The following is a 24,874-nucleotide window of genomic DNA, read 5'->3' as shown; positions in this document are numbered from 1 at the left end:
ATGGAAGTCTTAATCTACCTCATCCCGATTGCGTTGGTTCTTGGGGGCGCTGGTCTGGTGGCATTCCTATGGTCCCTGCGCTCCGGTCAGTATGATGACATGGAAGGTCCCAAATGGCGCATTCTGGATGATGGTGACCTGCAGGAAAACACCGAACCAGTTGAAGCAGCAAAGCGCAAGGTTTCTTGATCTCCAGATCTGGAATAACTGCCCTTAGCTGAACCATTTGACCTACAAAAAGGCTTGTCAGCAATCCGCTGCAAGCCTTTCTTTATGTGTCATCTCACGGCAACAAAAAAGGCCGGCAACAGTGCCGGCCTTTTTGCGTTCGGATATGCTGGCGATTAGCCACCAGCGAATTGATAAACAGCCTGTCCCTGAGGCGTCTCCAGCTTTTCTTCAGCTGGAGCGGTCGTGAATGGCAACTCAAGTGTCTGCCATACATCCACCAGAGCATCGCGCAGATGATCAATCAAAGCGTCAGTGTGAACTGGGCCCGGAGTGATGCGCAGACGTTCTGTACCGCGTGGAACGGTTGGATAGTTGATTGGCTGAATGTAGATGCCATGCTTTTCAAGCAGCATGTCGCTGGCCTGTTTACATAAATCAGGATCTGCAACAAGCACTGGGATGATGTGTGTTTCGGAAGTCATCACAGGAAGGCCTGCTGCTTCCAGAACATCTTTCGTACGCTGCGCCTGACGTTGCTGGCCTTCACGCTCTTCACTGGATGTTTTCAGGTGTTTGATGGAGGCAGTCGCCGCCGCAGCAAGCCCCGGAGGAATTGCAGTAGTGAAGATGAAGCCAGGTGCGTAGGAACGAACCGCATCAATGATTGTCTGGGAAGCCGTAATGTAACCGCCCATCACACCAAATGCTTTTGCCATGGTGCCTTCGATGATGTCGACGCGGTCCAACAGACCATCACGCTCACAGATGCCTGCACCACGTGGACCGTACATGCCAACCGCATGCACTTCGTCGATGTAGGTCATCGCATTATATTTGTCAGCAAGGTCACAAATGCGTTCGATCGGTGCGATATCGCCATCCATGGAATACACGGATTCAAACACGATCAGCTTTGCGCGCTCGTTGCCAGCAGACTTGAGCAGATCTTCCAGATGCTCAAGATCATTGTGGCGCCAAACCTTCTTGGAAGTTCCCGCGCCGCGAACACCCGCAATCATGGAAGCGTGGTTCAGCTGGTCAGACAGGATCAAACAATCAGGGAGCAGTTTAGCAATTGTAGAAATGGATGCTTCGTTGGAAACAAAACCACTGGAGAAAACCAGAGCGCCTTCTTTGCCGTGCAGATCAGCGAGTTCTTCCTCAAGCTGGACCAGCGGGTAGTTTGTGCCAGAGATGTTACGCGTACCGCCTGCGCCAGCTCCCATGCGCTGAACGGTCTCCGTCATGGCATTAATAACCTTAGGGTGTTGCCCCATCCCTAGGTAGTCGTTTGAACACCAAATAACGACTTCACGAAGATTTTGATTTTCTTTGCGCCAGAGAGCGTGTGGGTGACGCCCTGCAATGCGTTCGAGATTAGCAAATACGCGGTACCGTTTCTCATCCTTCAAAGAAGCAATCGCCTCATTGAAGATATTTTGGTAGTCCATTTTTTGCCCCTTATACTGCGGCGGTATTATTTCGGCGATACTTTAGAGTTAGCCTAAACTTAGCGATAATCCGTAGTCCTGTCGCAGGACACATTGACGCGGTCCTGTTTTTTGCGGATTTATCAAAGGATATTTTCACCTAACGCATATCAGCCTATATATATCGTAGAGATCGTCTTTGACATAGAACTATAATTGCGCAGTCTTGCAATTTGTTATGTTCTCTGCCACACCTTGTAATTAATAATTGAATTTCTGTTCTAATTGAATTGGGTTGCGTTGAGTGACCGGGGCCTTATTGCGTGAGTATAGATCTCTCATCCCTATCATTTCTTGTGGTTGAAGACAGTGCCTACATGCGTACCATCTTGCGCACCATGTTGCAGGGCTTTGGAGCGCGAAAAATCGTTGAGGCAGAAGACGGTGCATCAGGCCTCGAAGCCATGGAACGTGCAAATCCCGATATTCTGATTCTTGACTGGGTCATGCCAATTCTCGACGGCGCAGACATGGTCCGTATGATCCGTACTCAGAATAATCCTTACGCTTACATCCCTATTATTATGGTTACCGCTCACACAGAACGCAGCAGGATTATCGAGGCCAGAAAACTGGGCATCCATGAGTTGCTGTGCAAGCCGATTTCCGCAAAGGCGCTTTACCAGCGCATTGCATCGATCATTTTGCAACCAAGAGATTTTGTGAAGACTGCGGGTTACTTCGGTCCGGCACCGCGCGAAATTCGTGGCCACAAGAAAAACTGGGATGGTAATGGGCTTCTCAACCAAGCCCGCTCCGCCACAATGATCTGATCACATCACCAGAACATCAGTGTAATTCAAAACCGCCTCGGAGGCTCCAGAGCGCCTCCAAGGTGGATGACCCTCATTGCTTAAAGGGAGGTCAGACTTTCAATCGCCTTTTCCCATTTTTCCGGTGGTAGGCTAGACGCCAGTCGGATGAGCTGGGCAAACTCGGCTTCTTCGAGCTGGTAGCGGAGCATCTGCAGCTCTGCCTCGGAAAATTTTCCGGTTGCTGCCGTTGGAATATCCGCATCGATTGCTGCCTGATCCATTTTAACCTCCTGAAACTCCAACAAAATGAATATCAGCGCACATCAGCATAAGAGCTCGTGCAAGTGCGCCTGGGGGGCATACCCTCTTCCCCGGTACCGCAAAGCGACTGGTTGGAAAACTACCCCAATACGCCCCCAAGACCTAAGAAAGGTCGCAGGACTTCCCTCTTATGTAAACCAACCCAAAGATGAAATTTGGTGAAATTGTGGCACGTTGTAGCTGAGACACAGTGCCGTTAAGGCAATGAAAGCTGGGCGTGTTGCGTAGCAACTTTATTACGTCACTGTGAAACTTAAGCGATCTTAGTCAAATTGAATCTTTCGTGCGTTCTCCGGGTGCCCGTTGAAAACTATGAGTACCTAAGGCGAAACAGCAAAATTGTAGCTCTTTATCTCACGGCAGAGTTGCAAGCTATTCTAAAACTGGAAGGTTTTTGAAAAACAGATTGGACCGAAACGTGAAACACGAAATCAATGCGCACTGTTTCAGGCCGAAGGCATCTATAATGTTTAAGGAGAATGGTGCTGCCGGAGAGATTTGAACTCTCGACCTCTCCCTTACCAAGGGAGTGCTCTACCCCTGAGCTACGGCAGCCTGCCGAATTTTGTGCATCGCTTTTGAAAGAATGGTGCTGCCGGAGAGATTTGAACTCTCGGCCTCTCCCTTACCAAGGGAGTGCTCTACCCCTGAGCTACGGCAGCATCGCATAAATCTGAAGCAGTTAAGTGCTTCCAATGTCTTTCAAACCAGCGTTCTTTGCAACGAGGTAAGTGCTCCGTGGGCGCTGCCCTCGGAACGAGGAGGCTTATGTCATAACCTTTTTAAACCTGCAAGGGGTTTTCGCGGCAGTTCTGTGGAAACTGAATAACACCGCGAAATGAGAGTATTGCCATGCACTTGTAGGTTACTGAGGGACTTGGCTTCATTCCCTTCCTCGTGTACGTGTTGGCCATGACAGATTCAAAGAAAACCGAAAGTGTAGATAAGACCTCCAAGTCTGCGTCACCGGCCAAAAGCGATCCCAAAGCAGATCGTTTGGCAGAAGCCTTGCGTGCAAACCTGCGCCGCAGAAAGCAGGCTGCCAAGAAAAGCGCCGGGAACGACTAAAAGAGGCTGCTGAACGAGCTGTAGTGAGCAACAAGCTGCGTTAAGCAAAAATCTAGCATTTTTCGCTAAGTTAGAGTGACATGAAAAATCCGCTGGAAGCTGAAAGGCTTGAGCGAGAAAAGGTACTGCAGCGCAGATGGATCCGGTGACCTATGAAGTATACGTAGGATCTATTGGGGAAAAACGTTGGTGACACATCCAGGTCATGGAGGCGCCTTGCTTCTGCCATGGCGCTGATGTTAGTGGGCACCGTCAATTCTTAATAAAATTGTGTTTCCCGCTGCGGGCTTGATTGGGGTTATGAAAATATGGACAAAATTCGTATTGTTGGTGGTAATCAGCTGAATGGTGTTATTCCGATCTCGGGCGCGAAGAATGCTGCGCTGCCTTTGATGATTGCGTCATTGCTTTGTGATGACACACTGACCCTTGAGAATGTGCCGCGACTGCGTGACGTCGCGCTTCTCACCCAGATTCTTTCTAACCACGGCGTTGATTACTCCGTCGATGGTAAGCGCGCTGGTCAGGATACAATGACCGGCCAGACCATTCATCTGAACGCGAGCAATATTGTTGATACCACCGCTCCATATGAGCTGGTCTCCAAGATGCGCGCAAGCTTCTGGGTCATTGGTCCATTGCTGGCACGTATGCACACCGCCCGCGTTTCTCTGCCAGGTGGCTGCGCAATCGGCACCCGTCCGGTGGACTACTTCATTAATGGCCTGAAGGCTCTGGGCGCAGATATCGAGATGGATCGTGGTTATGTTCAGGCAGACGCCAAAGGAGGTCTCAAGGGTGGCCGTGTGGTCTTGCCGGGTGTTTCTGTTGGCGCAACCCACACAGTCATGATGGCGGCAACTCTGGCAAAAGGCGAGAGCGTAATTGAAAACGCTGCGCAGGAGCCAGAAGTGACCGATCTTGCCAATTGCCTTATTGGCATGGGTGCAAAAATCGAAGGTGCCGGCACAGACACCATCCGTATACAGGGTGTGGAAAGCCTTGGCGCGCATCGTCATCCGGTTATTCCTGATCGTATCGAAACCGGCACCTACGCAATGGCTGTTGCCATGACCGGTGGTGACGTCACGTTGGAAGGTGCGCGCGGCGATCTGCTTGACAGTGCACTGGATATCCTGCGCCAGACTGGTACAGAAATTACTGAAACCAATATGGGTCTCAAAATCTGCCGCAATGGCGCTGGTATCAACCCAGTCGACATTTCGACAGAGCCATTCCCAGGCTTCCCGACAGACTTGCAGGCGCAGTTCATGGCACTCATGACCCGCTCCAAGGGTGTCAGCAAAATCACCGAGAACATCTTTGAAAACCGCTTCATGCACGTTCAGGAACTGGCCCGCCTCGGCGCCAAGATCACATTGGATGGTCAGGTTGCATCCGTTGAAGGTGTTGAAACCCTGCGCGGCGCTCAGGTGATGGCAACAGACCTTCGCGCCTCCGTCTCACTTGTCATCGCTGGTCTGGCTGCAGAAGGTGAGACCACGGTCAGCCGTGTCTACCACCTTGATCGTGGTTTCGAACGACTGGAAGACAAACTCTCCCGCTGTGGTGCGGTGATTGAGCGCATTTCAGCCTGATACCAACACATTGATTGTTAGAACCCGGCCTGTTTGTCAGGCCGGGTTTTTTCGTGGATCTTTTCGCAAAGATACTGGAGCGTATCTCCATGCTTGAAATCCCCTGTGGTCATTCATAGATATTTTTCTGTAAATTGTTGTAATAGGAAGAATGTCCCGCGCTTATGTACCGTGTGCGGGACAAAGTAATTCTGCAAGGGACCAATATGGAACAGGCAAAACCGATGAAGCTGATGGCGCTGGATAAGGAAGATTTGCAGATTATCTCTTCCATGGTTCAGGACAGTGTCCTGAAGCTGGCTGATATCAAGTACTTACCTGCCGAGCGTCGTCTGGTTCTGACAATGAATCGATATCTTTGGGAAACAGACGCCAACAACCAGAAGCAAAAAATGCGCGCCCGCTCCGTTCTTTCCATCTCCCGGGTGGACGCAGTCAAAGCGCAAAAAATCAATCAGACCAATAAGGACATGGTCCTCTCTTTGCTCTGTGTCTTGTTTGAAGAGACAAATGCACCAGCGGGTCAGTTGAAGCTTGAGTTTTCCGGTGGGGCTGCTATTGCAGCAAATATCGAGTGCATCGAAGCGCAGCTGGCGGACCTAGGCGCTGTATGGGAAACCGATAACAGACCTGAACATCATCTGGAAGGCTAGTTGGAAAGCGCGGGATAGTTACGTAAAATACCCGCACAACCTGAAGGCTTGGATCATCTATCGAATATTCTAACATAATCTCGGGAAGGCCTTACCCGGGAAACAAAATAAATTGGGAATGATAACGTGGCGATAAAGCTCTCCTCAAAGTCTGAAGGTTTCGAAGACGAAATTCGTGCCCTGCTTGGTAGTAAGCGGGAAACTTCAGAGGACGTGGACCATATCGTGCGCGACATTCTTCGGGATGTCGAAACGCGCGGTGATGCAGCCGTGCTCGATTACACCAATAAATTTGACCGCATGTCGGCCAAATCTATGGACGAGCTGAAAGTAACCGAAGCTGAAATCGAGGCAGCTGTTGCACAGATTCCGGCTGAAACACTGGAAGCATTGCAGCTTGCTCACGATCGTATTCGTTCCCACCATCAAAAGCAGCTACCGGAAAGCTACACCTATAAAGATGCAATCGGCGTAGAGCTCGGAGCAATCTGGACCGCAGTTGAAGCTGTCGGAGTCTATGTCCCCGGTGGTCTTGCCAGCTATCCATCCTCCGTTCTGATGAATGTCGTCCCGGCTAAAGTGGCCGGTGTTGAACGGATCGTGATGGTTGTTCCAAGCCCGGACAATGTACTCAACCCGCTAGTACTTGCAGCCGCCAAAATGTCCGGTGTTTCAGAGATTTACCGTATCGGTGGCGCTCAGGCTGTGGGTGCACTGGCCTACGGTACGCAAACAATTGAGCCGGTCTCCAAGATTGTTGGCCCGGGCAATGCATTCGTATCTGCTGCAAAGCGCCGTGTATTCGGAACCGTCGGCATCGACATGATCGCTGGTCCCTCCGAAATCCTTGTTGTCGCTGACAAAAACAACAATCCGGACTGGGTTGCTGTCGATCTGCTCTCCCAGGCCGAGCACGATCCGGTCGCCCAATCCATCCTCATCACAGACAGTGAGGAGTTGGCTGATGCCGTTGAAGAGGCTGTCGAGCGCCAGCTGACCACATTGCCGCGTGCAGAGGTGGCCCGTCAGAGCTGGAATGACTTCGGCGCCATCATCACAGTCGCTAATCTGGATGAGGGAATGGTGCTTTCAAACCGCTTTGCTCCGGAACACCTGGAGTTGTGTGTCGATGACCCGGACGCACTCCTGCCGAAAATGAGAAACGCTGGCGCTGTCTTTGTAGGGCGTTATACGCCAGAGGCAATCGGCGACTATGTGGGCGGCTCCAACCACGTCCTGCCAACAGCCCGTTCAGCCCGCTTCTCCTCAGGTCTGTCAACGCTGGAATTCGTCAAGAGAACCTCGCTTTTGCGCTGTAATCCTGAGAATTTGGCACAGATCGGTCCGGCTGCCGTCACCTTGGCAGAGGTGGAGGGCTTGCAGGCTCACGGCCGTTCGGTATCCATTCGTTTAAACCGCTAACCACTTGATCCAGTACGGAAAAGATCGTTCGATGAATAAGGAAGTCCCTGTAAGCGAAGAGCAGAGACAAAAAGGAGGAGAACGCCTCTTTGAGGTGGTCCTTGATCCTGATTCAATTATCCGCGCCGACAAAGACGTCGAGCGCGAACGGAAGATTGCGATCTTTGATCTGGTTGAGGAAAATTTGTTTTCTCCGGTCGGGCCCGATCAGGGCCCGTACCGACTGGATCTGGCTATGATCAAGCGCAAGCTTGTACTGGGAGTTCGGGATGAAATGGGGAGCGAAATTGCAACCCATATCCTCTCGCTAACCCCTTTCCGGAAGATCATCAAAGATTACTTCATGATCTGCGAGAGCTACTACGATGCAATTCGAAGCGCCTCTCCCAAACAGATCGAAGCGATCGATATGGGGCGTCGCGGACTACATGACGACGGCGCCTGCATATTGGAAGAACGCCTGAAAGGGAAAATCACTATCGACCATCAAACCGCTCGACGCCTGTTTACGCTTATTTGTGCTTTGCAACACCGGGGGTAGGCATGGCCGAGATAATGTCACGGCCAAGTTCCATTCTGTTTATCTGCAGAATGAACGCGGTTCGCTCTCCGATGGCAGAGGGTTTGACCAATCTGCTCTTTCCCAAACAGGTCTACACGCGCTCCTGTGGTGTTTTTGCAGGCGAACGGGACCCGTTCGTCGACTCTGTCATGGATGAGCTTGGTGTGGATCTGGGCAATCACCAGCCAAAAACCTTTGAGGATTTGGCGGAGGAGGGGTTCGACCTGGTCGTAACCCTTGCCCCGGAAGCTCACCATATGGCATTGGAGCAGACACGTACCCAACACGTTGATGTCGAATATTGGCCGACAATTGATCCTACAGTGGCAACCGGCAGCCGTGCGCAGATCATGGATGCCTACAGAATGGTGCGTGACACACTGAAGCGAAAAATTGAACAGCGCATGCAATAAGCTGCTGAAAACGCTATCTCCGCAGCTTCAGAATGTGTTTTCCACCCTAAAACAGGGAATATGCGGTAAAACTCGCCAAACTGCCCTCCAAGAAATGGTGGTAGCCTGTTCACATTTGGCGAGTTATCCGGTAGGTTCCGCGAAAATTCCATTTAACAAATCAGGAATCCTAATGGCTAAAGAAGAAATGCTGGAGTTTCCAGGCGTCGTCGTCGAACTCCTTCCTAATGCGACTTTTCGTGTGAAGCTTGAAAACGATCACGAAATTATCGCTCATACTGCTGGTCGTATGCGGAAAAACCGTATTCGTGTTCTGGCTGGCGATAAAGTGCTCGTGGAAATGACACCATATGACCTGACGAAGGGTCGTATCACTTATCGTTACAAATAAATGATCCACTGAGCGCGGGTTCAATACGACGAACCTGCCTTGGTTGTGCTCTGGTCTGAAATTCTATCGGGGAACTGGCAAAATGACCAAAGAACTGCCGCTGGTATTGGCCTCCGGGTCACCACGTCGTCTGGCGTTACTTCAGCAGATTGGTATTGAACCGGATTTCCTCTTGCCAGCAGACATTGATGAGACGCCTGTGCGTGGGGAAAGCCCGCGTGCACTGGCGCAAAGGCTTGCTCGCGGTAAAGCTGCCGCAGCACGTATTCTGGTCGACAGGGATGATGATAAAGCAAATGCCATCATCCTGGGGTCTGATACGGTTGTTGCAGTTGGCCGCCGTGTTCTGCCCAAAGCTGAAAGTAAAGAACAGGCCAGCGTTTGCCTTCAGCTGCTTTCCGGGCGTATGCACAAGGTTTACACCGGCGTCTGCGTGAATATGCCTGACGGTGTGGTCCGCACAAAGCTGGTTGAAACCCGCGTCCGTTTCCGCCGTCTGTCCACACAAGACACAGATAAGTACCTCGCTTCGGGCGAGTGGCGCGGTAAAGCAGGCGGATACGCTATTCAGGGCCTTGCTGGCGCGTTTATCGCGCGCGTGATTGGGTCATACCCAAGCGTGGTCGGTTTGCCGCTCCTGGAGACCGCAAACCTCCTGCACTCTGCAGGCTACCCAATTCAAAAGACCTGGGACGAAGACGCTGTGCCAGCTGCCTGAGCCTTCAGGCGCTAGCGCGCAAACCCACCAACAGTTTGCAAATACCGTGGTGACAGGCTCGCTATTGCGTTGCGCAGCTCCTGTGTCGGCTTGCCATAAACAGTCATTCCCGTCGGACGTAGCGTGTCCATGAACTGTTTGGCATAGGTGTTTGCGAACCACGTCATATGCGAAATAGCCGCATCGCTATTCTCAAAGCTTGCAAAAATTTCGCTCGATTGCCCGTCCTCACTAAGGTACCACACATAAGCGATCGCACCGGCCTGCGTCTGCTGTACAGCTTTCGCCATCTCAACCATCAGGTCCTCAAAGGCCTTGGGCTGAGTGGTCACCAGGCGCGATGTGAGGATCCAAGAAACTTCATTGCTCATTATTCGCTACCTTAGCTTGCAAAATCTACTAAAACTCATAGTGAACTCTGGCGGCCCCTTAGATGATGCCTGTTCTCCGCAATATCTGCCCCAAGAGTGCTTAGCCCTAAGATCTCTTCCTGAGTAATCTTAGTATGAACTTTATTCGCTGCAAAGTTGTTTGCACTTAAACTGATTAACACCTTAGATTTAGGAAATAATTTTGAGTTGTGAAGTGCAGGGGTGCACTTTGAACCCAAAACTGAGCGGATCCGAAAAATGATCCGACATTATGACTTGATGTCCTGCAGATTTCTGGCTAGAGGCACAGGTGAATGCTATGCCGGACCGGATAGGAAGCCAACCTATCTGCCAGGACCAAACCCAGCTGTTGAGAGATCCGATGACGAAGCCATCAGCCAAGCCGGGCAAATGCCCGATCTGCAATAAGCCGACACAAGAAGCAACAAAACCGTTTTGCTCGGTAAGGTGTAAACAGGTCGATCTCAATAAATGGTTGAGTGGCAGCTATTCAGTGCCAGCAGTTGAAGAAGAATTCTCCGAAACTGATATGTCAGACCTAGAGAATCCACGTAATATGCATTGAGCATTTGGGGATAAATATTTCGAGAAATTGAAGAATTTACGAATAATTTTCACCAAATTTGCGCATTTTGAAGCCCTTGAATTATTGAGCCAACAATTTGATATATTAACGAAAATCTCAATAAGGCAACCTGTTGAAGTAGAGGGCAAAACGGGTCGCGACAAAAAAGTCAGGCTCTGAATTTTTTTTCAAATAGGTAGTAAATTTTATCGAGTTTAGTCTTGTGCCTGTCCCTGTTATGGGCAATTGTACCGAGCGTGTTCTTGGGAGGTTTGCGCGGATAAAGAGATTATCGCGTAGCCGTCTCGTTAAAATTGCTTGGGGCAATTGGATAAAGGCAAGACCTATGAAAAAGCATCTCTTGGGCGCATCTGCGCTATTGTTGTCTTTGGGCGTTTCCGCGCCAGCGATGGCAGAATTTAATCTGACCATTCTGCACACAAATGACTTCCATTCCCGCATTGAGCCAATCAACAAGTATGACTCTAATTGTTCTGAAAAGGATGATGCAGCAGGCAAGTGTTTGGGTGGCACTGCTCGTTTGGAAACTGCAATCAAAGAGCGCCGCGCATCTGCGGAAAATTCTATCCTCGTTGACGGTGGTGACCAGTTCCAAGGTTCTCTGTTCTACACTTACTACAAGGGTAAGGCTGCAGCAGAATTCATGAACACTCTCGGTTACGACGCAATGACTGTCGGCAACCACGAGTTCGACGATGGCCCGGAAGTTCTGCGTGGCTTCATGGACATCGTAAACTTCCCTGTTCTGCTCGCGAACGCTGACTTCTCCAAAGAAGGCAAGCTTATCGGCGTCTTGAAGCCAACTTCTATTGTTGAGCGCGGCGGCGAGAAAATCGGTTTCATCGGCCTGACACCAGATGATACTCACGAGCTGTCCAGCCCGGGCAAGAACGTTTCCTTCTACGACCCAATTGAAGCTGCAACCAAGCACGTTGCTGAGCTTCAGGAGCAGGGCGTGAACAAGATTGTTGTTCTGTCTCACTCCGGTTACGACGTCGACAAGAAAATCGCAGCGGCTGTTTCTGGCATTGACGTAATTGTTGGCGGTCACACCAATACCTACCTGTCCAACACCTCTGACCGTGCTGAAGGTCCATACCCAACTTGGATTGAAGGTCCGGACGGGAAGAAAGCTGCAATCGTATCTGCATACGCTTACGGCAAGTTCCTCGGTGAGCTGAACGTGAAGTTTGACGACAACGGCGACGTGATCGAAGCTTCCGGTGAGCCAATCATCATGGACAAGAACGTTGCAGAAAACGAAGCTATCAAGGCTCGCGTTGCAGAACTTGCTGGTCCGCTTGATGAGATCCGTACAGAAGTGATCGGTGCAACCACCGCCGCTGTAGATGGTGACCGCAAGTCCTGTCGTGCACGTGAGTGTGAAATGGGTGTTCTCGTAGCTGACGCTATGCTTGCAGCAACCAAGGATCAGGGCGTTGAGATCGCAATCACTAATGGTGGTGGTCTGCGCGCTTCCATCGACGCTGGCGAAGTAACCATGGGCGAAGCTCTGGCAGTTCTTCCATTCCAGAACACTCTGGCGACATTCGACCTTCAGGGCAAGTTCATCAAAGACGCTCTGGAATCCGGTCTGTCCCAGATTGAAGAAGGCGCTGGCCGCTTCCCACAGGTTGCTGGCCTGAAGTTCACCTTCGACGCTTCCAAGCCTGCTGGTGAGCGTGTGGTTGAAGTAACCTTGGCAGACGGCTCTGCAATCGACGCAGACAAGGTCTACAAGCTCGCAACCAACAACTACGTTCGTAATGGTGGTGACGGTTACAAGATCTTTGCTGCTGAAGGCAAAAACGCATACGACTACGGTCCAGGCCTTGAGTTCGTACTTGCTGATTACCTGAAAGCACAGGGTGGTGCATACCAGCCGAAGCTTGACGGTCGCATCACCGATGCAACTGCAAAATAAACTCACTCACCAGAGTAAGTGAACAAGAGCCGGAGGCAGCTGCCTCCGGCTTTTTTATTGTGATCATCCCATCAGCCAAAAGTGATTGTGCGATTACTGTTTTCAACCAGAGACTTGCACTTGGCTGCATACACCCCTTACAAAGATGCAGCTTCCAAATTCGAAAAGGCGTGGCACCGTGAGCATTCTTGAAACCGAGCAAAAACGGCTCCTTGATCGCTTTCACGCGCAAAAACCAATACGCTCATGGTCCATGATCATCTCCATCTTCGGAGATTGCGTTGCCCCGCGTGGCGGCGAGCTCTGGATGGGAAACATCACCCAGATCATGCAGATGATCGGCATCAACTCCGGTGTGGTGCGCACCGCCATGTCACGGCTGGCTTCCGACGGCTGGCTGGAGCGAACCCGCATTGGCCGCAACTCCTTCTATCGCCTCACAGACATGGGGAAAGAGGCATTCGATCAGGCAACCCCGCGCATTTATGCCCGCGGCCCGGCCAAAGGCAATGGATGCTGGATCACAGCCATCCTGAACGAGGGCGAGGACAGAGCCGAGCGCCGCGAGCACCTGATAGGGCAGGGCTTTGGCGCCATCGCCCCCAACGTTCTGATCAAGCCGGATAGTGGCCAGATACCGCCGCCCCGGTCCTGCGATAAGATCGTCTACATGCAATCCAAAGCCCCTGCAGACAAGACTGCACAATTGGCACAGCAGGCATGGAACCTCGAAAGCCTTCAGCAAGGCTACAGCGAGTTTATAGCGACCTATCGCGGCCTTCACGATCTCCTTGAAGGCAATGCCGCCAGTGACCTGCACATCTCCTCAGAGACGGCGTTAATCCTGCGTATCATGCTCATCCATGACCTTAGACGACTGGTGCTGAAAGACCCGGAGCTGCCGTTGCAAGCCTTGCCCGAGAATTGGGCCGGGAGCATTGCCCGCGAACTTGCCGCAAGCATCTACAACGCACTTAAGAACCGTGGCGAGGCTTGGCTTGATTCTAACGCCAAGAATGCCGCTGGCACTTTGCCGCCTCCTGAGCCCGCTTTTTTTGAACGGTTCCAACCTCTGTAATCATTAGTGAATTTTAGAATTCTCCTAAAATGGACCCGTAAATGTTACGGAAAGTACTTGTTATAATGTTATTCTGTGACATATTGAAGCGCAGATGAACATTGGTGTGCTCTTGGGAGGGACGTGACCTATGTACACGCAAGCACTGAACAACCCCGCGGTTGAAACCGGCATTGAGGACGAAGAAAAGCTCGCCGCTTTTCAGGCTCGCATTGACCGTGAAGAGAAGATTGAGCCTAACGACTGGATGCCAGCAGCCTACCGCAAAACGCTGGTCCGGCAGATCTCTCAACATGCCCATTCCGAAGTTGTCGGCATGCTGCCAGAAGGAAACTGGGTTACACGCGCTCCGTCGTTAAAGCGCAAAGCAATCCTTCTTGCGAAGATTCAGGACGAGGGCGGACACGGCCTCTACCTCTATTCAGCCGCAGAAACACTGGGTGTTTCCCGCGAAGAGCTGGTTGATCAGCTGCTGACCGGAAAAGCCAAATACTCTTCCATCTTCAACTACCCAACTCTGAATTGGGCCGATGTGGGCGCTGTTGGTTGGCTGGTAGATGGCGCCGCGATTATGAACCAGATTCCGCTCTGCCGCTGCTCTTACGGCCCGTATTCCCGCGCCATGATCCGCATCTGTAAGGAAGAAAGCTTCCACCAGCGTCAGGGCTACGATCTGCTCGTTGCCATGATGAAGGGCACAGCAGAGCAGCAGGAGATGGTTCAGGACGCGGTTAATCGCCTCTGGTGGCCTTCATTGATGATGTTTGGTCCCTCGGACAAAGATAGCAAGCACTCAGCCGCCAGCATGAAGTGGAAGATTAAGCGCTTCACCAATGATGAACTGCGCCAGAAGTTCGTGGATGCCACTGTGCTTCAGGCAAAGGTACTGGGCATCACGCTGCCGGACCCGGACCTCAAGTTCAACGAGGAAACAGGGCACTGGGAGCACGGTCAGCCGGACTGGGACGAGTTTTACAACACCATTCAAGGCAATGGCATCTGCAACAAGCAGCGGATGAAAGACCGCATCAAGGCGCATGAGAATGGTGCCTGGGTGCGTGAGGCTGCGCAGGCGTATGCTGCAAAGCAAGCCGCAAAGAAATCAGCTGCTTAAGGGAGGGATCAGATGAGCGAACAAGCAACACCACTTTGGGAAGTTTTCATCAGAGCACGCAATGGCATGTCTCACCGTCATGCCGGATCTGTCCATGCCACCGATGCTGAAATGGCCTTGCAGGCAGCGCGCGATGTCTACACACGCCGCGGGGAAGGGCTCTCGATTTGGGTCGTACCATCCGTTGCAATCGTAGCGAACGATCCGGATGAGAAGGGCGAGATGTTTGAACCAACAGCCTCAAAAATCTATCGCCATCCGACGTTCTACGAATTGCCCGACGAAGTTGCGAATATGTGAGGGGGCCATGATGAAAGATCCGGCATTATTTACATATTGCATGCGGTTGGCAGACGATTCCGCAATCCTGAGCCAGCGACTGGGCGAGTGGTGTGGTCATGCTTCCCACTTGGAAGAAGACATCGCACTCACCAACGTCGCGCTTGATCTGATCGGCCATGCCCGTGAGCTTTACACCTATGCAGGGCAAATCGAAGGCAAAGGTCGCGACGAAGATGCCCTGTGTTTCCATAGGGTTGAGCGCGAGTTCACCAACCTTCTATTGGTCGAACAACCCAATGATGACTTTGCCTATGCCATCATGCGCCAGTTCCTCTTCTCCGCGTTCATGCATCCCTTCTGGGAAGCTATGATGAACTCAAAAGACGAGCTGCTGGCAGGTCTGGCAGCAAAGGCGGAGAAGGAAGCAGCCTACCACCTGCGCCATTCTGCGGAGTGGGTGATCCGTCTTGGCGATGGCACCGAGGAAAGCCACAACCGCACCAACGATGCGTTGGAGTTTCTTTGGATGTACACCGGCGAAATGTTCGAGTGTGACGATGTTGTATCATCATTGGTTGCCAAGGAAGTCGCCATAGACCCTATGTCTATCAAGCACTTATGGGACGAGACGGTGAACAGTGTATTGGCCCGAGCCAATCTGGAACGCCCAGCTGAGAGCTGGATGCAGACCGGTGGCCGTAAGGGCGAGCACAGCGAGCATCTGGGGCATATCCTGTCCCCAATGCAGTACCTGCAGCGCTCGTTCCCGCAAGCCCAGTGGTAATCGGGAGCTAACCCATGGCAGTTGCGGCGAAAATTCTGAGAACTGAGTTGGACCAAAAGGCTTGGGATGCGGTGCGTAACGTGCCCGATCCAGAGGTGCCTGTGCTCACAATCGAGGACCTTGGCGTTCTACGTGATGTGCATGTGAGCGAAGACGGCGTGGTGGCAGTGACCATAACACCAACCTACACCGGTTGTCCGGCTATGAGCATGTTTGCCTTCGATATCGAAGCAGCTTTGCTTAACGCTGGTTTTGAGAAGGTGGAGGTCAAAACCGTCCTTACTCCAGCCTGGACCACCGATTGGCTCTCAGAGAAAGCGCGTGAAAAGCTAAGGGCTTACGGCATTGCCCCTCCAAACGGCAGGGCTTCACGTCGGGCCTTGTTCGGGGAAGAGCAAGTCCGCTGCCCAAAGTGCAACTCTGCCAACACCAGTCGTATTTCCGAATTTGGCTCAACAGCTTGCAAGGCCCTTTACCGCTGCAACGATTGCTCCGAGCCGTTTGATTATTTCAAGTGCATCTGATCCGCTCGCTTAAAAGGCACCGGCAGATGTAAGGGAGGAAACCATGTCGCCACGGTTTCATAGATTGAAGATCAAGTCAGTCCATCAGGAAACAGAGGAGGCGGTCTCGATCGCCTTTGAGATTCCAGATGACCTGAAGGAAGATTATTCTTTTATTCCAGGGCAGTATCTCACCCTGCGCGAGTTCATAAACGGTGAAGACACCCGCCGTTCCTACTCCATTTGCTCTTCGCCTAAGGATGACGACATCCGCGTCGCCATCAAAAAAGTGGAGGGCGGTCGCTTCTCCAGCTTCGCTCTGGGCCACGTGGCCGTTGGCGACGAGATCGACGTGATGACCCCGATGGGCCGCTTCAATTTACCACGAAAAACAACAGGAGACGCAAGGGTTTACGCCGCTTTCGCCGCAGGTTCCGGCATCACGCCGATCATGTCCATGGTTCAGGCGGTGCTGGAAGACGAACCGAACAGCCAGTTCTTCCTGTTCTACGGAAACAAGAATTCCCAGAGCGTGATCTTCAAGGATGAGCTAGATGACCTGAAAGATCGCTTCCTCGATCGCCTTAGTGTCTATCATGTTCTGTCCCGCGAAGAGCAGGAACTGAGCCTCTTCAATGGTCGCTTAACTGCTGAAAAGGTTGATGAATTTATCACGAAGACCATCGGTGAAAACACTATCGACCATGTCTTCCTCTGCGGTCCGGGCGATATGATCGAAGCTGCAAAGCAGACCTGCCAAAACCACGGCATCCCGCTGGAGCATATCCATAACGAGCTCTTTGTGCCCGCCGATGGCAGCGACCCGCATGCAGCTCATAAAGCCAAGGATTCCAAGGCTGTAGACCACGCCTCCAAAGTCTCGATGATCGTAGATGGCGCCCGTCACGAAGTCACCCTACAGCCGGGCGAAACCATCATCGATGGAGCGCTGCGAATGGGAATTGAAGCACCATTCTCCTGTAAGGGAGGAATGTGCTGCACCTGCCGTGCTAAGGTTGTGTCTGGCGAAGTTGACATGGCCGTCAACTATTCACTGGAACCTTGGGAGATTGAGGCTGGCTATGTGCTTACCTGCCAGTCCAGACCAAAAACAGATGATGTAACAGTAGATTACGACGACATCTGATCTGTCAGAACACCAGTTTGCGTTGGTTTGAGACGAAAAGCCGGAATTTGCGTTATTCCGGCTTTTTTTGCGTTCATATGTCTGCTGCGCTCACTCAGGCAGCTTTGGTGCTTGGAACTGGGAAAACCACATCGTAAACCCAGTTGTAGACGAAGGCGTAGACTAGGAAGAACGTCGCATAGCCGATATCCAGCAGCAGCGCATCCACGAAGCCCAGTTGCAACCACCACATGATCAGAAGAATGCCAACGCCGAGCAATCCGCCTTCAAACAGGACTGCATGCATAATACGTATTGGAACGGTTCTCGGCTTGCTACCACGACTGCTGATGTACCATTTGTCGAAGAACCAGTTGTAAACAAGGTTCCAACCCATGGCGATCAGAGACAGTGCCAAACCAATCGCGCCAATTTCCTGTAGCGAGTGACCTGTCAGCCAACTTCCAAACACGGCAACGATGGAAAGCGCGATCGTTTCAAACATCACTGTGTGCCGGATTCTGTCCCAGAAGCTTCTCATTGTCTTCACCTATCTTTCTAAATAGCTTGCTGGATAGATATATTCGAACTATCTTTCTGGCAAGCTTTAATTTACAAAAACATGAAAACTGTGATGAGGATCTCATGTCAAAAGCCTACCCGATGGGACGTGCCCTTGACCTAATGCGGCAAAACTGGCCGGAAGCAGTCTCTGTTGAGACCGAATTGTTCTTGAGCATGAACCGGTTTAGCGAGATCCTTGATAAGAACTGCTCAAAAGAGGTGGAAGCGTACGGCCTGACAAATGGCTCGTTCGAGGTGCTCGTCGCGCTGCGGTCTCAGCCTGAGAACGGAGAGATGTCCCCCAGCGACCTTTACCAATCCTTGCTGATGACCTCCGGCGGCATGACCAAAATCCTCAAACAGCTGGAAGCTGACGGACTAGTAGAGCGCATTGACCACGAAACCGACAAGCGTAGCAAAATGGTGCGGCTAACCCCGCTGGGAAAATCCACCGTCGAGAAAGCCATGGAAAGCGTCATGGCAGGCGACCGCCGCGTGATCTACCAGAACCTCACCAAAGAAGAAGTCCAATCCCTCCGCAACACCTTGCTTGAGGTCGTTTTGAAACTCGGCGTTTAGGAGACGGAAGGGCAAAGGATCAGACAACACTGTCACCTTGCCGAGTCGGATTTCGCTGGTGAAACCGAGCTTCTCCAACTCGCTGGAGCAACAGCCATAAAGAGCGGCGCCCCCACATCAGCATCGCGCGCTGGCCCCATGGCAATATCATCAACTGTCAAATAGTGAACGAGAACAGAGCTAATTTATAGCTACGGAGACTTCGGGGACCAATTCACAGCCAATAATAAGTTCTGGGTTGAGTTGCTGTGTTTTGAGCGTTTTCATAATGAGACTAGCCGGAACTATGATTGGCTAGTCAATTAGCGGGTTCTATCTCATGTGGCGAATTGGTCTTGCTTGGATAAGTCTTATTTTTGTCGTTGCGATGGGTATTGGAATTGCCAATGCTGATGAGTGCGACGATGCAGATGTCAGACATTTTCGGCAAATGGTTGATACAAGTGATTATTTAACTGCATTCGATGCAATAACCGACGGTATCGGTGACGTTGATCAGAAAAACTACCAAAAAAAAGGTCGAGACGATAGTTATGTATTGCTTAAGTTTTCTTGTGGCGAGGTGGAGGAAACAGGTGAAGAGCATGCCTTTTTATTTGAGAGATCCAGTACTGGGAAATTAATAGACGCAGAATATCATTTTCTTCTCGTAGGTGAGTTCTTTCCAGATAAACACGAGTTCAATGCTGGAATATTTCTATCATCTAAAGACGCGGAAAAAGCACTTGCAAGTTACCTAAGTGACCTTCCGGGCCGGCACCCAGATGAGGTAATCTTAGATCTTACACAACGTGGTTTTTTTGTTCACACAGATGATATTAATGATGAAGGTCAGAGGGAAGTTGTATTCCTGAAAAAGCCCTATCCTTTAAAATCACTTGTTGCAAGGATCGGAGGTAACGCGTCCCCTGACGCCCCTACAGGCTTGTGTTTAAGATTCATTGATGGGGATTCTAGTATGCCGAAAATATTAGGAACCAGAGACTGCACTTTTGATTGGATGGAGTATATTCAACAAGCTAGGGAGATTTTGGCGGGAGGATAACCTAGGCGGCCAATCCCCCAAAGAATTGATCGAGTTTAATGGTAGAGATATCGTTGCCTCATAGTGAGGGCTGATTTTTAAAGAAATCTCACTTCAGAGATTGCACGACACTTTCCCTAGGTTGTACTCAAACCGGGCGTCTATGCGAGGGAAGAGTATATGATTACACAACGCTGCCGCCTTGTTAGGCCGAGCCTTTCTGACAAAGTCGACCTCATTAAGCTGTTTTCGAACGAGCACACAAGACGGTTTCTTGGCGGCAAACAGAGTGACGAAGCTATCAAGGCGCGGTGCAGCACACTCTTTTTAGATACGAAAGGGTATCATGCATCAGTTCGCTCCAGACAAACCAATGAGTTCCTCGGTCTTCTGGGTGTGAGTCCATACCATGATGCGAGCCAATTCGAGCTCTCCTACGAATTCCTCCCCGAGCATTGGGGGCGGGGATACGCTGAAGAAACGCTCCGAACCTTCCTGCCAACAGCAATGCAGAAACTTGGCATTTCGTCGGTGCTCGCCGAAACCCAACTCCAAAACACTCGCTCCACCAATCTGCTCAAAAAGCTCGGCATGAAGCCCCTCCGCGAGCTTGAGCGCTTTGGTGTAAGACAGGTTATCTATCGATTTGACGGCTGACTAACCCCTCTGGGCAAAACCACCGTCGAAAAAGCCATGGAAAGCGTCATGGCAGGCGACCGCCGCGTGATCTACCAAAACCTCACGAAAGAAGAAGTCCAATCCCTCCGCAACACCTTGCTTGAGGTCGTTCTGAAACTCGGCGTGTAGGAGAGCTGAACTTCGTCCCCGATTCCACACATCAAGACAGAGTTAGGTTGATCGCCACTTTTGGGGGTTCAAACCACGAGGCTGGCGAACGATGATACTTGTCGCCTTTGCATTTAAGAGGTGATCAAAAGAGTTAATATACGATGTTATGTTACGCGGACACCAACTGAGCAAAACCCCCGCCAGGCCTTGATGCTGGCTATTCATAGTTTAGGAGGGCAGTCAGTGAACGGATACATCGAAAACAAAACGTTTGATGAAATCAAAATTGGTGACACAGCCCAGGTCCAACACACACTTACGCAGCAAGATATCCAGATATTTGCTGTGATGTCGGGAGACGTGAACCCCGCACATGTTGATGAAGACTATGCCAAGAGTGACATGTTCCATAAAATTATCGCTCACGGTATGTGGGGGGGCTCACTCGTCTCAACTGTATTAGGTACTGAACTTCCCGGGCCTGGGACAATATATCTGAGCCAGACATTTCGCTTCCAAAAACCAGTAGCGGTGGGTGACACTATTTCTGCAAGGGTTACGGTCACGGAAAAGGATGAAGAGAAGAAACGGCTTACGCTTGACTGTGTTTGTTCTAATCAACACGGGGAACCTATTATTGTTGGCGTGGCTGAAGTCCTCGCCCCAACAAAAAAAGTAAGGCGTAAGCGCATAAAACTTCCCAAATTGGCTTTGAAAGAAGAGCGGTGCAGTTGTTATGAGCAACTTATTGCATTGCAGGAACACTATAAGCCTCTAAAGACCGCCGTAGTTCACCCTGTCGATGCAAACTCGCTCGGTGGCGCTATCGATGCGGCGCAAGAGGGGTTAATTGACCCTGTGCTGGTCGGGCCTGAAGATAAAATCCGACGCGTTGCCGACGCAGAAAACTTTGACCTGTCGCCCTATAAAATCATCTCCACCGTGCACAGCCACGCTGCTGCTGATAAAGCGGTCGAGCTGGTTCATCAGGGCTCAGTTGAAGCCATCATGAAAGGCAAAATCCATACGCAAGAATTAATGAAGCCAATCGTTGCCACTGCAACAGGGCTAAGGACGGGCCGACGGATGAGCCATGTCTTTATGGTGGACGCGCCCACCTATCATAAACCATTGTTCCTGACTGATGCTGCCATCAATATCCGACCAAACCTGGCTCAGAAAAAGGATATCGTTCAGAACGCGATCGATCTATTCCTGAGCTTGGGCATGGGAGAGCCAAAAGTAGCAATTGTTTCTGCTGTTGAGACCGTAGATGAAAATATTCCCTCAACTCTGGATGCTACAGCGCTCTGCAAAATGGCCGAGCGGGACCAAATCACCGGCGGTGTTCTTGATGGCCCTCTAGCTTTTGACAATGCAATTTCGACCGAAGCAGCAACAGCCAAAGACATCAAATCTCCGGTTGCTGGTGATGCCGATATCATTGTCGTTCCGGATGTTGAGTCCGGCAATATGCTATACAAGCAAATGTCTTACCTGTTCGAAATTGAATCTGCGGGCATTGTTGTTGGTGGTCGCGTTCCGGTTATCTTAACCAGTAGAGCAGCAGGAATTGGTATAACGCGCAAAGCATCTTGCGCACTTGCTTTACTATATGTGCGTCGCAAAAATGAGTTTGTCAGCAGTACCTGATATCATTCTTGCCAAGAACTCAACCAATCATATGGAGTGACACCCGGAGCTTCGCATTATCGGCCTACAAAAAACCTAAACCAAGCCGTCTTTCCAATGAGAGGGAGATACCGTTTTGGCAAACGAACAAGCAAACGTGCGTAAATCGGGCAAAAGCTCTGATGGTGTGCATTCGAAACGAGCCAAACAATCAAAGGTTCCCCACGGAGCAATCGAGACGAACGGTACACTGGAAATAACCGGTGCTCATAAACCACTACCAACTGACGTTCAGCGCATTAAGCACTCCCACCCTCTGGATCGGCTTATCCATGCATGGCTCGGCAAGGCAACATTCGGGCTCTCGCCTATTTCGTTGAACATGGCTTTGTTTGATTGGGCTGCCCACCTAAGTATTTATCCTTCCAAGCAGACTGAATTGAGTGAGAGTGCACTCCAAAAACTAGCTCTCCTATCTATCTATTGGGCAAAGGTCACAGGTCCCTCGCAAGAGGAAATAGAGCCAGTGGCTAAACCTCGACCACAGGATTACCGTTTCACAGATGCTGCATGGAACGAATGGCCGTTTAATGCCTACTATCAGGGCTTTCTTTTGGCAGAGTCCTGGGTAGATCAATCAACACGCGATATTCAGGGTGTGTCCCGCCACCATACAGAAATCGTCAACTTCTACACGCGGCAGCTCCTCGATGTCTTCTCTCCCTCAAACAGCCTCTGGACAAACCCTGAGGTTGTCCGCAAGACAGTACAAGATGGCGGCGCGAACCTTCTCAATGGGGTCGAAAATTATCTTGAAGATTTCACCCGTATCTTGACTGAGGCTCCAGTTCCCGGAACTGAGAAATTTCGCAAGGGCATAGAAGTAGCCTGTACTCCCGGTAAGGTGATTTACCGGAACCACCTGATGGAATTGATCCAGTATAGCCCGACGACAGAGCAAACCCATCCGGAACCGATCCTCATCGTCCCAGCTTGGATCATGAAATATTACATTCTTGACCTTTCGCCAGACAATTCTCTAGTTAAATATCTGGTTGATCACGGCCATACCGTCTTCATGATTTCCTGGAGAAATCCAGATGCTGACGATTGGAATCTAGGTCTTGATAATTATTTGAAGCTGGGTGTGTTGGATGCTCTGAAGGTGATCCAATCAATTGTTTCCGGACAGAAGATCCACGCGACCGGATATTGTCTTGGGGGCACACTCCTATCCATAGCGACAGCCTATCTGGCACGCGAAAAATCCGATATCTTGAAAACTGTAACGCTTTTTGCAGCACAAACCGACTTTGAAGAGGCGGGCGAGCTGATGCTGTTTGTTGATGAGAGCCAACTGGCAGCTATCGAGGATTCTATGTGGCAACAAGGTTTTCTTGATAAAGGGCAGATGGCCGGTGCCTTCAATATGCTGCGTTCCAATGATCTGGTTTGGTCCCGGATAATCCATGACTATCTGATTGGGGAACGAAGACCCCTCAACGACTTGATGGCATGGAACGCAGATGCTACCCGTCTGCCTTTTAGAATGCACTCGGAGTATTTACGGAAGCTGTACCTGAATAATGAACTGACGGAAGGCCACTATAAAGTTGATGGAAGATCGGTGGCCCTAACAGATATCAAGGTGCCCATATTTGCAGTGGGAACCCAGCGAGATCACGTCGCACCTTGGCGTTCGGTCTACAAACTCAATCTGTATATGAATACTGAAGTTACTTTTGTTTTGACGTCCGGTGGCCACAACGCGGGAATTGTTAGTGAACCCGGGCATAAAGGGCGCAGATATCAAAAATACTGTAGAAAGTGTCAGGGCAGCAAGAGCTACATGGCCCCGGAGAATTGGATCGAAACTGCCCCCTGTTACGAAGGCTCGTGGTGGCCAGCTTGGCAACAATGGTTACTAGAACAATCTTCGGAGAAAACGTCCCCCCCACCGCTCGGTTGTCCTAAAGCCGGCTATAGTCCACTTTGCGATGCACCGGGAAAGTATATCTTGCAGGAGTGAGTACTCAAATGCCCAATAAAATTCGTGGGCCTCTCCAGATAGCTTGAAACAGCTATCTATTTAGATAGTGAAACGTGAATGTTTGTTGTGCGCCCAGTGGCACAAGGCTCTTACTTTGAGCTAGTACGGAACCTTGCGACCTGCATAATTCTCAAAGACTCCGGTGTTTTTCATCGAAAGCGCTTCAAACCGATCCATCAGGCGTTTCGCAACCTCGCTTGGGGAAAGTTCTGCACCTGGTTTTTTGCCGTACATATCCGTTTGCACGCTCCCCGGATCGTATGCGCCCACCGCTATGCCTTTTTCTGCTAGTTCGACCGCGAGGTTGGTTGCAATATTGGTTACCGCTGCTTTGGAGGCGCGGTAGATATAGCGATCCCCTGTACATTTAATCGTGTTTGATGCGCTGAAAGACGAGATAACTGCAACCTTGCCACCCGGACTAGTCAGGTAGGACAAAAACGCTCGCGCAGTAAAAAACACTCCAGCCACGTTGGTCATGAGAACTTCTTGAAACGCCTCCGGAGTATATGCCGGATCTTCAATCCCCCAACGGCCAATGAAACGGCCCGCGTTGGCTACCACCAGATCGAGCGGGCCAAAAGATTGAGCGGCATTGTTCAGGGCGATCGGGTCGCGCACATCAGCGAGTGCAACACTGACCTGGCTTAAGCCTTCAACTGCCGTCGTATTTTCTTCAGAGCGGATACAGGCGAGCGTTTCACATCCACGTTGGGTGGCCTCTTTCACGAGTGCAAGACCTATCCCTCGGTTTGCTCCGGTAACTGCAAGTTTCATGGGAAGCCTCCTTATCGGGAGTGCCTTCATTAGCACAAACTCTTCAAACAATACTGCTTGCTAATAGAATGTGGCGGTACCCTCAATACACGTATTATTTGGCCCGCC

At 50.9% G+C, this 24,874-nt stretch carries 28 protein-coding genes and 2 tRNA genes; 23 read left to right on the top strand and 7 right to left on the bottom strand.

All coding sequences use genetic code 11. The annotated features are described in order from the left end of the window. On the top strand, positions 1-189 hold the full coding sequence (ccoS, locus tag IE076_RS02860; RefSeq protein WP_189435173.1) for a cbb3-type cytochrome oxidase assembly protein CcoS: 189 nt from the start codon (positions 1-3) through the stop codon (positions 187-189). Between the two features lie 155 nt (positions 190-344). Here the strand turns inward: ccoS and hemA are convergent, their stop codons facing one another. Then, a complete protein-coding gene (gene hemA / locus IE076_RS02855; protein ID WP_189435171.1) occupies positions 345-1,622 on the bottom strand; it encodes a 5-aminolevulinate synthase in 1,278 nt (425 codons plus the stop codon). 302 nt (positions 1,623-1,924) lie between these two features. On the opposite strand from hemA, the gene IE076_RS02850 reads away from it, so the two are divergent. Further along, entirely contained in the window at positions 1,925-2,434 is a 510-nt protein-coding gene (locus tag IE076_RS02850) for a response regulator (protein ID WP_209008774.1), read from the top strand. 80 nt (positions 2,435-2,514) lie between these two features. Here the strand turns inward: IE076_RS02850 and IE076_RS02845 are convergent, their stop codons facing one another. The 3 genes from IE076_RS02845 to IE076_RS02835 all read right to left on the bottom strand — a co-directional run bounded on the left by IE076_RS02845 (position 2,515) and on the right by IE076_RS02835 (position 3,399). Continuing rightward, a complete protein-coding gene (locus IE076_RS02845) occupies positions 2,515-2,697 on the bottom strand; it encodes a hypothetical protein (RefSeq protein WP_189435170.1) in 183 nt (60 codons plus the stop codon). Positions 2,698-3,217: 520 nt separating this feature from the next. Beyond that, positions 3,218-3,292: transfer RNA gene (locus IE076_RS02840), tRNA-Thr, on the bottom strand. A gap of 32 nt (positions 3,293-3,324) precedes the next feature. Then, positions 3,325-3,399: transfer RNA gene (locus IE076_RS02835), tRNA-Thr, on the bottom strand. Positions 3,400-3,649: 250 nt separating this feature from the next. Between IE076_RS02835 and IE076_RS02830 the strand changes: the two genes are divergently transcribed. The 8 genes from IE076_RS02830 (at position 3,650) to IE076_RS02795 (ending at position 9,562) form a co-directional block, all read left to right on the top strand. Then, the gene (locus IE076_RS02830) at positions 3,650-3,805 is read left to right on the top strand and encodes a hypothetical protein (protein WP_189435644.1); all 156 of its coding nucleotides are present in this window, start codon (positions 3,650-3,652) and stop codon (positions 3,803-3,805) included. 308 nt (positions 3,806-4,113) lie between these two features. Next, the gene (gene murA / locus IE076_RS02825) at positions 4,114-5,403 is read left to right on the top strand and encodes a UDP-N-acetylglucosamine 1-carboxyvinyltransferase (RefSeq protein ID WP_189435168.1); all 1,290 of its coding nucleotides are present in this window, start codon (positions 4,114-4,116) and stop codon (positions 5,401-5,403) included. Positions 5,404-5,609: 206 nt separating this feature from the next. Continuing rightward, on the top strand, positions 5,610-6,056 hold the full coding sequence (locus tag IE076_RS02820) for a DUF2948 family protein (RefSeq protein ID WP_189435166.1): 447 nt from the start codon (positions 5,610-5,612) through the stop codon (positions 6,054-6,056). A 126-nt stretch (positions 6,057-6,182) separates the two neighbouring features. Continuing rightward, positions 6,183-7,478: a histidinol dehydrogenase gene (gene hisD, locus IE076_RS02815; RefSeq protein ID WP_189435165.1), complete on the top strand. Its 1,296-nt coding sequence runs from the start codon at positions 6,183-6,185 to the stop codon at positions 7,476-7,478. Positions 7,479-7,509: 31 nt separating this feature from the next. Continuing rightward, a complete protein-coding gene (locus IE076_RS02810; protein WP_189435163.1) occupies positions 7,510-8,019 on the top strand; it encodes a UPF0262 family protein in 510 nt (169 codons plus the stop codon). Between the two features lie 2 nt (positions 8,020-8,021). Continuing rightward, positions 8,022-8,453 carry an arsenate-mycothiol transferase ArsC gene (locus tag IE076_RS02805; RefSeq protein WP_209008773.1) on the top strand — a complete coding sequence of 144 codons (432 nt, stop codon included), beginning with the start codon at positions 8,022-8,024 and terminating at the stop codon, positions 8,451-8,453. 172 nt (positions 8,454-8,625) lie between these two features. Beyond that, entirely contained in the window at positions 8,626-8,844 is a 219-nt protein-coding gene (gene infA, locus IE076_RS02800) for a translation initiation factor IF-1 (RefSeq protein ID WP_008549604.1), read from the top strand. 82 nt (positions 8,845-8,926) lie between these two features. Continuing rightward, positions 8,927-9,562, top strand: a complete 636-nt coding sequence (locus tag IE076_RS02795; protein ID WP_189435161.1) for a Maf family nucleotide pyrophosphatase — start codon at positions 8,927-8,929, stop codon at positions 9,560-9,562. An 11-nt stretch (positions 9,563-9,573) separates the two neighbouring features. Here IE076_RS02795 and IE076_RS02790 read toward each other — a convergent pair whose 3' ends face one another. Next, positions 9,574-9,933 (bottom strand): hypothetical protein, encoded by a 360-nt coding sequence (locus IE076_RS02790; RefSeq protein ID WP_189435159.1) that lies wholly within the window; start codon positions 9,931-9,933, stop codon positions 9,574-9,576. A 382-nt stretch (positions 9,934-10,315) separates the two neighbouring features. Here IE076_RS02790 and yacG point away from each other — a divergent pair, with 382 nt between their 5' ends. The 8 genes from yacG to paaE all read left to right on the top strand — a co-directional run bounded on the left by yacG (position 10,316) and on the right by paaE (position 17,372). Then, positions 10,316-10,519 carry a DNA gyrase inhibitor YacG gene (gene yacG / locus IE076_RS02785; protein WP_189435157.1) on the top strand — a complete coding sequence of 68 codons (204 nt, stop codon included), beginning with the start codon at positions 10,316-10,318 and terminating at the stop codon, positions 10,517-10,519. 346 nt (positions 10,520-10,865) lie between these two features. Then, a complete protein-coding gene (locus IE076_RS02780; RefSeq protein WP_189435155.1) occupies positions 10,866-12,464 on the top strand; it encodes a bifunctional metallophosphatase/5'-nucleotidase in 1,599 nt (532 codons plus the stop codon). A gap of 178 nt (positions 12,465-12,642) precedes the next feature. Then, on the top strand, positions 12,643-13,542 hold the full coding sequence (locus IE076_RS02775) for a PaaX family transcriptional regulator (protein WP_189435153.1): 900 nt from the start codon (positions 12,643-12,645) through the stop codon (positions 13,540-13,542). Between the two features lie 130 nt (positions 13,543-13,672). Continuing rightward, complete coding sequence (gene paaA, locus IE076_RS02770) at positions 13,673-14,656, top strand: 1,2-phenylacetyl-CoA epoxidase subunit PaaA (protein ID WP_189435151.1); 984 nt, start codon at positions 13,673-13,675, stop codon at positions 14,654-14,656. Positions 14,657-14,668: 12 nt separating this feature from the next. After that, a complete protein-coding gene (gene paaB, locus IE076_RS02765; protein WP_189435149.1) occupies positions 14,669-14,956 on the top strand; it encodes a 1,2-phenylacetyl-CoA epoxidase subunit PaaB in 288 nt (95 codons plus the stop codon). A 7-nt stretch (positions 14,957-14,963) separates the two neighbouring features. Then, positions 14,964-15,722, top strand: a complete 759-nt coding sequence (gene paaC, locus IE076_RS02760) for a 1,2-phenylacetyl-CoA epoxidase subunit PaaC (protein WP_189435148.1) — start codon at positions 14,964-14,966, stop codon at positions 15,720-15,722. A gap of 14 nt (positions 15,723-15,736) precedes the next feature. Next, entirely contained in the window at positions 15,737-16,246 is a 510-nt protein-coding gene (paaD, locus tag IE076_RS02755; RefSeq protein ID WP_189435146.1) for a 1,2-phenylacetyl-CoA epoxidase subunit PaaD, read from the top strand. A gap of 43 nt (positions 16,247-16,289) precedes the next feature. Continuing rightward, entirely contained in the window at positions 16,290-17,372 is a 1,083-nt protein-coding gene (gene paaE / locus IE076_RS02750) for a 1,2-phenylacetyl-CoA epoxidase subunit PaaE (RefSeq protein WP_189435144.1), read from the top strand. Between the two features lie 94 nt (positions 17,373-17,466). Here the strand turns inward: paaE and IE076_RS02745 are convergent, their stop codons facing one another. Next, positions 17,467-17,892: a PACE efflux transporter gene (locus tag IE076_RS02745; protein WP_189435143.1), complete on the bottom strand. Its 426-nt coding sequence runs from the start codon at positions 17,890-17,892 to the stop codon at positions 17,467-17,469. A 104-nt stretch (positions 17,893-17,996) separates the two neighbouring features. Here IE076_RS02745 and IE076_RS02740 point away from each other — a divergent pair, with 104 nt between their 5' ends. The 5 genes from IE076_RS02740 to IE076_RS02720 all read left to right on the top strand — a co-directional run bounded on the left by IE076_RS02740 (position 17,997) and on the right by IE076_RS02720 (position 23,968). Beyond that, positions 17,997-18,494, top strand: a complete 498-nt coding sequence (locus IE076_RS02740; RefSeq protein ID WP_189435141.1) for a MarR family winged helix-turn-helix transcriptional regulator — start codon at positions 17,997-17,999, stop codon at positions 18,492-18,494. A 319-nt stretch (positions 18,495-18,813) separates the two neighbouring features. Further along, positions 18,814-19,539 carry a hypothetical protein gene (locus IE076_RS02735; protein WP_189435139.1) on the top strand — a complete coding sequence of 242 codons (726 nt, stop codon included), beginning with the start codon at positions 18,814-18,816 and terminating at the stop codon, positions 19,537-19,539. Positions 19,540-19,698: 159 nt separating this feature from the next. Then, positions 19,699-20,175 (top strand): GNAT family N-acetyltransferase, encoded by a 477-nt coding sequence (locus IE076_RS02730; protein ID WP_189435137.1) that lies wholly within the window; start codon positions 19,699-19,701, stop codon positions 20,173-20,175. Between the two features lie 375 nt (positions 20,176-20,550). After that, the gene (locus IE076_RS02725) at positions 20,551-21,960 is read left to right on the top strand and encodes a bifunctional enoyl-CoA hydratase/phosphate acetyltransferase (protein WP_244649580.1); all 1,410 of its coding nucleotides are present in this window, start codon (positions 20,551-20,553) and stop codon (positions 21,958-21,960) included. 115 nt (positions 21,961-22,075) lie between these two features. Continuing rightward, the gene (locus IE076_RS02720) at positions 22,076-23,968 is read left to right on the top strand and encodes a PHA/PHB synthase family protein (protein WP_244649579.1); all 1,893 of its coding nucleotides are present in this window, start codon (positions 22,076-22,078) and stop codon (positions 23,966-23,968) included. 120 nt (positions 23,969-24,088) lie between these two features. Here the strand turns inward: IE076_RS02720 and IE076_RS02715 are convergent, their stop codons facing one another. Beyond that, positions 24,089-24,766, bottom strand: a complete 678-nt coding sequence (locus IE076_RS02715) for an SDR family NAD(P)-dependent oxidoreductase (protein ID WP_189435133.1) — start codon at positions 24,764-24,766, stop codon at positions 24,089-24,091. Positions 24,767-24,874: the final 108 nt, after the last annotated feature.

It is taken from the genome of Pseudovibrio japonicus, from assembly GCF_014651595.1.
Taxonomy (GTDB): domain Bacteria; phylum Pseudomonadota; class Alphaproteobacteria; order Rhizobiales; family Stappiaceae; genus Pseudovibrio; species Pseudovibrio japonicus.
Note: the sequence above shows the minus strand (reverse complement) of the source record. Positions and strands in the feature narration are given on the sequence as shown.

What these genes read in the sequence shown, in the direction of transcription:
- IE076_RS02745 (WP_189435143.1), bottom strand. Translation starts at nt 17,892, where the DNA reads ATGAGAAGCTTCTGGGACAGAATCCGGCACACAGTGATGTTTGAAACG.
- murA (WP_189435168.1), top strand. Translation starts at nt 4,114, where the DNA reads ATGGACAAAATTCGTATTGTTGGTGGTAATCAGCTGAATGGTGTTATT.
- paaE (WP_189435144.1), top strand. Translation starts at nt 16,290, where the DNA reads ATGTCGCCACGGTTTCATAGATTGAAGATCAAGTCAGTCCATCAGGAA.
- IE076_RS02845 (WP_189435170.1), bottom strand. Translation starts at nt 2,697, where the DNA reads ATGGATCAGGCAGCAATCGATGCGGATATTCCAACGGCAGCAACCGGA.
- IE076_RS02730 (WP_189435137.1), top strand. Translation starts at nt 19,699, where the DNA reads ATGATTACACAACGCTGCCGCCTTGTTAGGCCGAGCCTTTCTGACAAA.
- infA (WP_008549604.1), top strand. Translation starts at nt 8,626, where the DNA reads ATGGCTAAAGAAGAAATGCTGGAGTTTCCAGGCGTCGTCGTCGAACTC.
- IE076_RS02790 (WP_189435159.1), bottom strand. Translation starts at nt 9,933, where the DNA reads ATGAGCAATGAAGTTTCTTGGATCCTCACATCGCGCCTGGTGACCACT.
- paaA (WP_189435151.1), top strand. Translation starts at nt 13,673, where the DNA reads ATGTACACGCAAGCACTGAACAACCCCGCGGTTGAAACCGGCATTGAG.
- paaD (WP_189435146.1), top strand. Translation starts at nt 15,737, where the DNA reads ATGGCAGTTGCGGCGAAAATTCTGAGAACTGAGTTGGACCAAAAGGCT.
- IE076_RS02810 (WP_189435163.1), top strand. Translation starts at nt 7,510, where the DNA reads ATGAATAAGGAAGTCCCTGTAAGCGAAGAGCAGAGACAAAAAGGAGGA.
- ccoS (WP_189435173.1), top strand. Translation starts at nt 1, where the DNA reads ATGGAAGTCTTAATCTACCTCATCCCGATTGCGTTGGTTCTTGGGGGC.
- IE076_RS02830 (WP_189435644.1), top strand. Translation starts at nt 3,650, where the DNA reads ATGACAGATTCAAAGAAAACCGAAAGTGTAGATAAGACCTCCAAGTCT.
- hemA (WP_189435171.1), bottom strand. Translation starts at nt 1,622, where the DNA reads ATGGACTACCAAAATATCTTCAATGAGGCGATTGCTTCTTTGAAGGAT.
- paaC (WP_189435148.1), top strand. Translation starts at nt 14,964, where the DNA reads ATGATGAAAGATCCGGCATTATTTACATATTGCATGCGGTTGGCAGAC.
- IE076_RS02805 (WP_209008773.1), top strand. Translation starts at nt 8,022, where the DNA reads ATGGCCGAGATAATGTCACGGCCAAGTTCCATTCTGTTTATCTGCAGA.
- paaB (WP_189435149.1), top strand. Translation starts at nt 14,669, where the DNA reads ATGAGCGAACAAGCAACACCACTTTGGGAAGTTTTCATCAGAGCACGC.
- IE076_RS02715 (WP_189435133.1), bottom strand. Translation starts at nt 24,766, where the DNA reads ATGAAACTTGCAGTTACCGGAGCAAACCGAGGGATAGGTCTTGCACTC.
- IE076_RS02740 (WP_189435141.1), top strand. Translation starts at nt 17,997, where the DNA reads ATGTCAAAAGCCTACCCGATGGGACGTGCCCTTGACCTAATGCGGCAA.
- IE076_RS02820 (WP_189435166.1), top strand. Translation starts at nt 5,610, where the DNA reads ATGGAACAGGCAAAACCGATGAAGCTGATGGCGCTGGATAAGGAAGAT.
- IE076_RS02780 (WP_189435155.1), top strand. Translation starts at nt 10,866, where the DNA reads ATGAAAAAGCATCTCTTGGGCGCATCTGCGCTATTGTTGTCTTTGGGC.
- yacG (WP_189435157.1), top strand. Translation starts at nt 10,316, where the DNA reads ATGACGAAGCCATCAGCCAAGCCGGGCAAATGCCCGATCTGCAATAAG.
- IE076_RS02795 (WP_189435161.1), top strand. Translation starts at nt 8,927, where the DNA reads ATGACCAAAGAACTGCCGCTGGTATTGGCCTCCGGGTCACCACGTCGT.
- IE076_RS02735 (WP_189435139.1), top strand. Translation starts at nt 18,814, where the DNA reads ATGTGGCGAATTGGTCTTGCTTGGATAAGTCTTATTTTTGTCGTTGCG.